Origin of the sequence: Psychromonas sp., from assembly GCF_047632995.1 — a bacterium.
GTDB lineage: Bacteria > Pseudomonadota > Gammaproteobacteria > Enterobacterales > Psychromonadaceae > Psychromonas.
The window spans coordinates 33,725-43,242 of sequence record NZ_JBLIEK010000023.1 but is presented as its reverse complement, the minus strand read 5'-3'; the positions used below and the strand labels follow the sequence as shown (position 1 = coordinate 43,242).

The 9,518-nt window shown below is 42.5% G+C and carries 8 protein-coding genes; 7 read left to right on the top strand and 1 reads right to left on the bottom strand.

Features of this window, described 5'->3' with window-relative positions; all coding sequences use genetic code 11:
- Nucleotides 1–172: 172 nt before the first annotated feature.
- The 4 genes from ACJAT7_RS06210 to ACJAT7_RS06195 all read left to right on the top strand — a co-directional run bounded on the left by ACJAT7_RS06210 (nt 173) and on the right by ACJAT7_RS06195 (nt 3,111).
- Complete coding sequence (locus tag ACJAT7_RS06210) at nt 173–382, top strand: cold-shock protein (RefSeq protein WP_028866731.1); 210 nt, start codon at nt 173–175, stop codon at nt 380–382.
- A gap of 211 nt (nt 383–593) precedes the next feature.
- A complete protein-coding gene (dcd, locus tag ACJAT7_RS06205) occupies nt 594–1,184 on the top strand; it encodes a dCTP deaminase (RefSeq protein ID WP_415225936.1) in 591 nt (196 codons plus the stop codon).
- A 282-nt stretch (nt 1,185–1,466) separates the two neighbouring features.
- Nucleotides 1,467–2,693 (top strand): cystathionine gamma-synthase family protein, encoded by a 1,227-nt coding sequence (locus ACJAT7_RS06200; protein ID WP_415225935.1) that lies wholly within the window; start codon nt 1,467–1,469, stop codon nt 2,691–2,693.
- Between the two features lie 58 nt (nt 2,694–2,751).
- A complete protein-coding gene (locus ACJAT7_RS06195) occupies nt 2,752–3,111 on the top strand; it encodes a hypothetical protein (RefSeq protein ID WP_415225934.1) in 360 nt (119 codons plus the stop codon).
- Between the two features lie 31 nt (nt 3,112–3,142).
- Here the strand turns inward: ACJAT7_RS06195 and ACJAT7_RS06190 are convergent, their stop codons facing one another.
- On the bottom strand, nt 3,143–3,574 hold the full coding sequence (locus ACJAT7_RS06190; RefSeq protein ID WP_415225933.1) for an RNA recognition motif domain-containing protein: 432 nt from the start codon (nt 3,572–3,574) through the stop codon (nt 3,143–3,145).
- A 458-nt stretch (nt 3,575–4,032) separates the two neighbouring features.
- Between ACJAT7_RS06190 and ACJAT7_RS06185 the strand changes: the two genes are divergently transcribed.
- From ACJAT7_RS06185 to ACJAT7_RS06175, 3 genes are read left to right on the top strand one after another with little or no spacing between them, the layout of a single operon-like run.
- On the top strand, nt 4,033–4,644 hold the full coding sequence (locus ACJAT7_RS06185) for a DUF2760 domain-containing protein (RefSeq protein ID WP_415225932.1): 612 nt from the start codon (nt 4,033–4,035) through the stop codon (nt 4,642–4,644).
- A complete protein-coding gene (locus tag ACJAT7_RS06180; protein ID WP_415225931.1) occupies nt 4,641–6,587 on the top strand; it encodes an Hsp70 family protein in 1,947 nt (648 codons plus the stop codon). Before ACJAT7_RS06185 ends, ACJAT7_RS06180 begins: the two co-directional genes overlap by 4 nt.
- Nucleotides 6,588–9,410, top strand: coding sequence for an Hsp70 family protein (locus tag ACJAT7_RS06175; RefSeq protein WP_415225930.1), 2,823 nt, complete (start codon nt 6,588–6,590; stop codon nt 9,408–9,410).
- The last annotated feature ends 108 nt before the right edge of the window (nt 9,411–9,518 follow it).

The window sequence follows — 9,518 nt, the reverse complement described above, 5'->3', positions numbered from 1 at the left end:
GACAGATAACGATAGCAATATATAATTCTTTGTAGCTTGAAAGTTCGTTTTATATTTATGTTCGATGTTCCGTATTATGTACCGATCCTATACTTCATAAGTAATAGCAACACTTCTCGCCAACTGCCTTGATTTACAAGGTTAAATTACTCAAATTAAATAGGATACTATTATGTCTACAACTACTACTGGTACAGTAAAATGGTTTAACGAATCTAAAGGCTTTGGTTTTATCGAGCAAGAAAACGGTCCTGACGTATTCGCTCATTTCTCTGCAATCGCAAGCACAGGTTTCAAAACTCTTGCTGAAGGCCAAAAAGTACAGTTTACTGTAACTCAAGGTCAAAAAGGCCCTCAAGCAGAAAACATCGTAGCGCTTTAATATTGCTTCGATGAGCTTTAATTAGCTCATTCTGATTGAACAAAAAGCAGGTCATGGACTTGCTTTTTTTATGCCTGTAAGAAAAATAGTGACACCTTGTTTTATATTAACCCTCATTAAAAAATCTCTAACCAGCCCTTATTTTATGTAACTCAAATTACATGTATAATGCCCTAAATTGATCAACGACTTTCGTTTCCTGGAGAAAAAAATGCGCTTGTGTGATACCCATATCGAAGAATATTTAGATGCAGGCAAATTGGTCATAAATCCAAGGCCACCACAATCCGCCATTTCAGGTGTCAGTGTCGATATCCGCTTGGGCAATGAATTCAGAGTGTTCAGTGAACACACCACGCCTTATATCGATCTCTCCGGCCCCTCCGAGGAGGTCGCAGCTTCACTTGAGAAAGTGATGAGTGATACGATTATCATTGCAGAGGGTGAGGCATTTTTCTTACATCCTGGAGAGTTGGCACTGGCTGTTACCTATGAAGATGTAACCTTACCTGCCGATATTGTTGGTTGGTTAGATGGCCGCTCTTCACTTGCACGTTTAGGTTTAATGGTGCATGTGACAGCACATAGAATCGATCCCGGCTGGTCGGGGAAAATCGTTTTAGAATTTTACAATAGTGGAAAGATACCACTGGCGTTGCGTCCTAAAATGACCATAGGCGCATTGAATTTTGAGTTGTTATCTGCGCCTGCCGCACGTCCTTATAACAAACGGACCAACGCAAAATATCAAAAGCAGCAAGGTGCTGTGGCAAGTCGAATTAGCCAAGACGAGAAAATCTAAAAGGGCATCTCGTGCCTAGATAGGATAGCGACAATCTAGCGCTATCCTCCCCTTGATATCCATATTGATAAGCGCTTGCTGTTGTAATCGAAGAGTGGCGTTTAGTAAGCGGTTTTTCTTGATAAGATAAGACCACAATGCCAGTCAAAAATAAACAGATAAGAAATACGAAATCAGTATATATATTCGATTTCAACTTGCTTGTTTATCTCTGTATAATGTTAAAAATAATAAATTATTTAATGCAAACTAACGTTTGAAAAAACAACTCAAGGAATTAAGATGTCAGAGCAAGGTTTTACAACAAAAATAGTGCATTCAGACCGTTTATTAAATTTAGAATATGGCGCAATTCACGCACCAATCCACAACTCTGTCCCTTATGGCTTTAATGATGTACAAGGCTTGATTGATGTATTCCAAGGTCAGCCCGGTCACGCTTATGCGCGTCAATCCACGCCAACGATTGATGCACTTCAGCATAAAATTTGCCAAATGGAGAATGGTTATTCAACCCTCGCTTTTTCCTCTGGAATGGCAGCTATTACGACTACTTTTTTGTCTTTATTAAAATCAGGTGATCATCTGATTTGCAGTCGTTTTTTATTCGGTAATACCAACAGCATAATGGGCACACTGCAAAGTTACGGCATTGAAGTGACACTTGTCGATGCAACTAAGATAGAAGAAGTGCAAGCGGCAAAACAAGAAAATACCCGCATGGTGTTTGTCGAAACGATTGCAAATCCAGTTACCCAAATTAGTGCGCTCGAAGCGATTGGTGATTTCTGCGAAAATGAAAAACTGGTTTATGTTATCGATAACACATTGACTTCAAGTTATCTGTTTGATGCGACAAAGGTTAAAGTCAGTTTAATCGTCACCTCTCTTTCAAAATATGTGGCCGGACACGGTAATGCATTAGGCGGCTCGGTTACAGACAGTGGTTTATTTGACTGGCAAGTATACCCGAATATTTTCCCTGCCTACCGTAAGGGAGACAGTGCAATGTGGGGAATCAGCCAAATTAAGAAAAAAGGCCTTCGTGATATGGGCGGCTGCATGAGCTCGCAAACTGCTCATCTGATTTCTGTCGGCAGTGAAACCATGGAGCTACGCATGGAGCGTCAATGTGATAACGCATTGGCGTTAGCACAATTATTAGAAGCACACCCCAAGGTTGAAAAAGTTTATTATCCAGGCTTAAAAAATCACCCTCAGCATGATTTGGCAAAACGCTTGTTTAAAAAATTCGGTGCTATCTTAAGTTTTGATCTTATTGCCGGTGAAGATTGTTGTGAACTGTTAAATAAATTAAAGATAGTGATCAATGCAACCCATCTTGGTGATAACCGTACATTGGCCTTACCTGTAGCGCCTACTATTTATGGTGAAATGGGGTTAGAGGTTCGTCAAAAAATGGGGATCAGTGAAACCATGGTGCGTTGTTCAATTGGTATTGAAAACACTGCCGATTTATTAGCCGATTTTGAACAAGCCCTTGCTTAATTCAAATCACTCGTTGTAAAAAGAGACTTAACGTCTCTTTTTGTTTTTTGGGGGAACAATGAAAAATATAATGGCGTTTTTTTTCTTGTTTTATGTTTCAGTCTCATTCGCTGAACCGTTTTCGGATGCACAATTAAAAACATTAGGGCGATCCTTAGCCAATTATAAAGCTTGCAGTGATATAGCGGCTGAAATGGGGGATTCTGTGATGTTTAGCTATTACAGCGAAATGTATAACGATAGTCTGCTTAAACGTCAAAATCACCCAAAAAACCTATCGGATATTGTTGCCATTGAGCAGCAAAAAAGTGCTATCAAGCTTGCTAAAATAGATAGAGTAAATTTAGGGAAGCTTTGTTTAAGTCGCTTTGATCTTTTGTCCCGAAAAATGCAAGAAAATAAATTAATGGATAAATAGCTGCCGCTAAAGGCTTAACGGCAGTTAGTTATTAAAATTGGTCATCTGATTTTTTTATTGTGCCATATATATTGCGCGTATTGTTTTCATTGCCTTGTACTTCTGAAGACGCTTTTTTATCGTTGCTGGCACTCTGGCTCTTCACTTCTTTTTTCGCTGTTGATTTTGCTTTGTCTGCTGTTTTTGTTACCAGTTCAGCACTCTCTTTTTCTGTTTCATCTTTTTGCGTTTCATCTTTTTTCACGCGAATAAAATTACCCGCTAATTTATAGCCATTTAATTTTTGTATGGCAACTTTTGCTTCGCCTACTTTTGGCATTTCCACAAAACCAAAGCCTTTGGACTTGCCGGTACTTTTATCTAACACCAAAGCGCAAGACTGTACTTTGCCATATTCACTAAATAAGCTTAATAGTTTTTCTTCGGTTGTTGCTTTAGCAAGGTTGCGTACGAGTATTTTCATGGGACACCATTTTAATAATAAATAATTTTTAGTCGGTTATATTAACACAGGTATTTATCCTTATTTCTGTTTGTTATCGGCAGAGGGTGACAAATCGATGAAATATCATGCTGAAGCGCTATAACTATATTTAAAATCAGCCTATCACCTCTAAAAACTCCGGAATGACGTTTTAAGAATAGCAGTACCTATTTCATAAATTATTTTTGCAGTAATATCTTCAATATTAAATTTTTAAGAAATGTCGTGTTAAAATGCAATAAAATAGAATTAGTTGATTTGGTGTTGCTTTTTTTTACCTGTTCAAGTTATACACTGATCATTTGAATCTAAATTCTTATTTTCACATAATCAATATTGTTAACGACCAATACAAAGTACTATGGTTGATCTTTTTTATAACCATGGATTTTATATCATTTGAGCAATGGCTCATTTGACATTATTAGGAAAGTAAAATGAATATAGATTTATCTGCATTCCCCACGACTATTGATACGCTTCACTTAGGGTTGGGCATCTCCGCTGTATTCTTTTTAGTGTTGTTTTTAACTAAAAAGAAACCATCCTCTAATCAGGAGACTCAGGGAAATAATATTGAAGGCAGTGATGCTGTCATTGAGCAGCCGGTTGCACAAACCGTCCCGGAAGTGACTAAGACAGAGCCTAAACCCGTATTATTAAAAGAATCGACGCCAGAGGCTGCGTTACAATTATTAACTTTATTGCAGCAGGATGCGCGTTTTATTGATTTTATTCAGGAAGATTTAAGCGCTTATTCCGATGCTGATATCGGGGCTGCTGCGCGCGTTGTCCATGAGGGCAGCAAGAAAACATTGAATACTTATTTTACCCTCGAAGCGATTCGCAATGAAGAGGAAGAAACGCGAATTAGTATACCTGAAGGTTTTAACGCATCTGAAGTTCGTCTTACCGGAAATGTAGTAGGGAATGCGCCCTTTAACGGCATTTTGATCCATAAAGGTTGGAAAGTGAGTCAGGTTAAGTTGCCTAAATTAGCTGCGGGACATGATGCTTCAATCGTTGCACCTGCGGAGGTAGAGTTATGAACGAAACTATACCTAATGAAACGATAGCAAATGAAACACCATCCCGCTATTCTGTCGGGATCGACTTAGGTACAACACACTGTGTATTATCTTATATGGATCTTTTGAATATTACGGAAGATCCTGCCGTAGTGCCGGAATTAACTATTATGTCTATTCCGCAATTAACGCAGCCGGGTATTATTGAAGAAAAAAAACAATTACCCTCTTTTATCTACATGGCCCATCCATCGGAATTAAATGATGCTGATATTGCGCTACCTTGGAATGCGCAGCCTAAAGCGATCGTTGGTAGTATTGCGCGGGAACTGGGCAGTAAAACGGCCATTCGCTTAGTCTCTAGCGCAAAAAGCTGGTTGTGCCACAGCGGTGTTGATCGCCATGCGGCATTTTTACCCTCCGCTAGCCCTGAAGAGGTCAGTAAAATATCGCCATTAGATGCAACCTTTGAATATTTAGATCATATGCGCGCTGCTTGGGATGATAAGTTTCCCGATTTTCCATTAGCGAAACAAGACGTAACTATCACCATTCCTGCTTCATTTGATCCTGCAGCAAGAGAGCTGACTGCAGAAGCTGCCAAGCGAGTTGGTTTTGATAACCTTACTTTGTTAGAGGAGCCTCAGGCGGCGGTTTATAACTGGATCCACGCCTGCGGAGAAGCTTGGCGTGAGCAGGTTCAAGTGGGTGATATTATTTTAGTGGTTGACGTTGGCGGTGGTACCACAGATTTATCATTAATTGCGGTGACTGAAGAAGAGGGCAATTTAACGCTGAATCGTATTGCTGTGGGGGACCATATATTACTCGGTGGTGATAATATGGATTTAGCGCTGGCCTATCGGGTTAAAGCTAAGCTAACCGAACAGGGAAAAGAGTTACAGGCGTGGCAAATTCAGGCGATTAGTCAAGCTTGTCGGGATGCAAAAGAGCAACTCTTACTCGATAACGATATAGACAGCGTGCCTATTACTGTGCCCAGTCGCGGCTCAAAACTGCTGGGTAAAACTCTGCGCAGTGAGTTAACCCGAAATGAAGTTCGTGAGGCATTGGTGGAAGGTTTCTTCCCTGTCGTTAATATCAATGAACATCCAAGATCGGTTCGTCGCGGTGGGTTAACCCAAAAGGGTCTGCCTTACGCCCAAGACCCTGCTGTTTCGCGTCACCTGGCGGCTTTTTTAAGCAGGCAGGTGAGTGCCGCTGACGATCTTTTGGGTAATACAAGCTCGCAAACTAATAATGAAGATTTTGCAGATCCATTAGCAGGTGATTTTGATCAGGCCGGTATTGCTGATTTTATTAAACCCTCGGCCATTTTATTTAACGGTGGCGTACTGAAATCGCCTCTATTAGCAGAGCGGACCTTAGCGATTATCAATCAGTGGCTAGAGGATGCGGGCGCTGAAAAAGCGCGATTATTAGCCGACTCCGACCTAGACCTTGCTGTTGCCAGTGGTGCAAGTTATTACGGTTATGTTAAACGCGGGCAGGGTGTACGAATTCGCGGCGGCTTAGCAAATACTTATTACGTAGGAATTGAAAGTTCGATGCCCGCTATTCCCGGCATGGAACCCCCATTGGAAGCGTTATGTATCGCGCCTTTTGGCATGGAGGAGGGATCTGAAACGGCGCCGAGTAAAGTCGAATTTGGTTTGGTTGTCGGCGAACCTGTGCACTTTCGTTTTTTTGGTTCGAACACCCGTCGTCATGATCAAGCAGGTCTACAGCTCGAACATTGGCAGGATGATGAATTACGAGAACTGCCTGAATTACAAGCGACCTTATCGGTCGAAGGACGCCATGTGGGCGATGTTGTACCGGTTCGCTTGCTGGCTAAAGTCACCGAAGTCGGGACTCTTCAACTTGAAGCCGTCGCGGTTAACAGTCGCGATACCAAAGGCTCTCCTGAGCGCTGGCACATTGAGCTGGATGTCCGAGATTAAATGAATAATCTAGCAGTAAAATATCTTATCGGTATCGATTTAGGCACCACCAATACTGTGGTTGCCTATGCTGATATGCTTAAGCCGTTAACCTCAGATAACTGCCATATCTTTGAAATTGAACAGTTAGTTGCCCCGGGCGAAGTGGCTAAACGGCCTTTATTACCTTCATTTCGTTATCATCCGGCTGATGGTGAAATCAACCCTGTCGATTTACAACTACCTTGGTCCAATGCTGCCCTCGATAGACTAGAGGGCGAATTGCCTCTGGTCGTTATCGGGGAATGGGCGAGAGAGTTGGGCGCAAAGGTTGATGGCCGCCAAGTCGTTAGTGCGAAAAGTTGGCTTTCTCATCCACAAGTTGATCGTAGTGCGGATATTCTCCCCTGGGCTGGTGCAGAAGGGGTGACAAAAGTATCTCCGGTGCTTGCTTCTGCAAGTTATTTATTGCATGTACGTCATGCCTGGAATTTTGCCCATCCTGATGCCTTGATGGAAGAGCAGGAAGTGGTCATTACTATTCCTGCTTCATTTGATGAGGGAGCAAGGGCGCTCACTGTAGAGGCTGCAAATCGCGCTGGTCTGGTCAATATTTTATTGCTTGAGGAACCTCAGGCCGTTTGCTATGACTGGTATGCAAGGCAGGGTGATACGGTACAAACGCAACTGGCTAAAATAAAACTATTGCTGGTTTGTGATGTGGGCGGTGGTACGACGGATCTCAGTCTGATTAAAGTGGCTCAAGGTAAAGACAATGCGTTGGCACTGACTCGTATCGGTGTGGGTAATCATCTTATGCTGGGCGGGGATAATGTTGATTTGGCACTGGCACATATTGCCGAGGGGCTGATTAATGGTGAAGCATCTTCAAATAAAAAGCTCAGCGCAGCGAGCTTATCGCAATTAATACAGCAAACACGAAAAGCAAAAGAGTTATTGATGGGGGAAAATGCGCCCGACAGTGCCAAGGTAACTGTATTAGGCAGTGGCGCAAAACTAATAGGCGGCGCTAAAAGCTGTGAACTTTCGAAACAAGCGGTGAGAGATATTGCGCTAGAAGGTTTTTTTCCCAATATTAGCTTCGATCAGCGGCCGCTTAAAAGACGTAGTGCTGTTGTAGAGTTTGGCCTTCCTTATGCTGCCGATCCCGCCGTGAGCAAACATATTGCCGAGTTTATCGCCGATCACCAAATAGCTTGTGAAGATGCATTAGCTATTGCTCCTACTCAATCAGGAACTCACGCTATTCCCGATGCGGTATTATTTAATGGGGGCGTTTTTAATAGCGCCGTACTCAGTGAACGCACTATTGAGCTGCTAAGTGCATGGCGTGGCAATGCGGTAAATAGACTGGAAAACAATCATCCTAACCTGGCTGTTGCGCAGGGTGCGGTGGCTTATGCGGGAGCGCGCCGTGGTGCTCAACTTAAAATTGGTGGCGGTTCGGCGCGCACAGTCTTTCTGGTACTTGAGCAGCAAGACGCGGGTAAACAGGCAATTTGTTTACTGCCTAAAGGCACTGAAGAGGAGCAAGAGCTGGCTCTTTGCGAAAGAAAATTTTCATTACAGTTAGGTTCACCTGTTCAGTTTCATCTCTTTTCTACTACTGCCGACCAAGCCTATAGAGTCGGTGAAATCATTACTATTGACGAACAGACTTTGGCCAGTGGGCGTTTTATTTCACTGCCTCCGCTGGTTGTCGTATTAGAAAAAACCACCTTAGACTCGGTTATTGTCTCCTTGGCAACCAGGTTCACCGAAGTCGGCACGCTGAAAATAGATTGTGTGGCGGAAAATGAGCAACGTTGGCATCTTGAATTTCAAATTCGTAAGCAACTATCACAGCACAGTGCAACGGATAAAACAGCCACACTGCCCGAGGGCTTTGATCAGGTTAGAGAAAAAATCGATCTGGTCTTCGGTGAGAGTAAAAAACAAGTAACACCCAAAGCGGTTAAAAGTTTACGTGCTGATATTGAAAAAATATTGGGCAAGCGCGATAACTGGGAACTCCCTCTGCTGCGTGCATTGTTCGATCAGTTATTGGAAGGTAAAAGTCACCGCCGTCGCTCTGCTGCCCATGAGCGGATTTGGTTTAATCTGGCCGGTTATTGTTTACGTCCCGGTTTTGGTTATCCCATTGATGATTGGCGTATTGAGCAAGTTTGGGGTTTATATGAGCAGGGGCTGCAGCATCATCAGGAAACCCAAGTTTGGATCGATTGGTGGACATTCTGGCGACGCGCTGCCGGCGGACTCAGTGCGCTGCAGCAGGCGCGCGTTTTTGAGGATATCGAAAAATTTATCGATCCGGCCGCATTAACTAATCGCAAATTAAAGGAGGAAGCGAAACAAAAATCCTATCAAGATATGGTTAAATTGGTTGCAACCTTAGAGCTTTTACCTGTTGAAAATAAAACTAAAATAGGTCAATGGTTATTAAAACGGTTACAGAAATCATCAGAAACCAGTAGTAGTTGGTGGGCCCTTGGCCGACTCGCATCACGGATCCCTTTTCATGGCAGTGCGCATAATGTTATTGATAAAAAAGAGGTGCAAAGCTGGCTGCCCCGATTACTGTCGATCGACTGGAAAAAAAATCCGCAAGCCGCTTTTGCGGTTGTATTAATGTCACGTATGAGTGGCGATCGCAGCCGTGATCTTGACACAAATTGGCGGACTAAAATTATAAAGCAGTTAACTAACGTTAAAGCGCCCGAGAGTTGGATAGAGATGGTTGCCAGCGTTAAAGAACTAAATGAAGCAGAAACCAAACGCGTATTTGGTGAGGGGTTACCCGTAGGATTGAAATTGATTCAGTGAGAACCTGAAAGGACTCAATAATTGTTCTGATTGATAATAGGCAGTTATAAATAATCAATTTGGATCCTTTTTTCGTATTAATCGATTTTTTCGTTTAGATAATCAGGC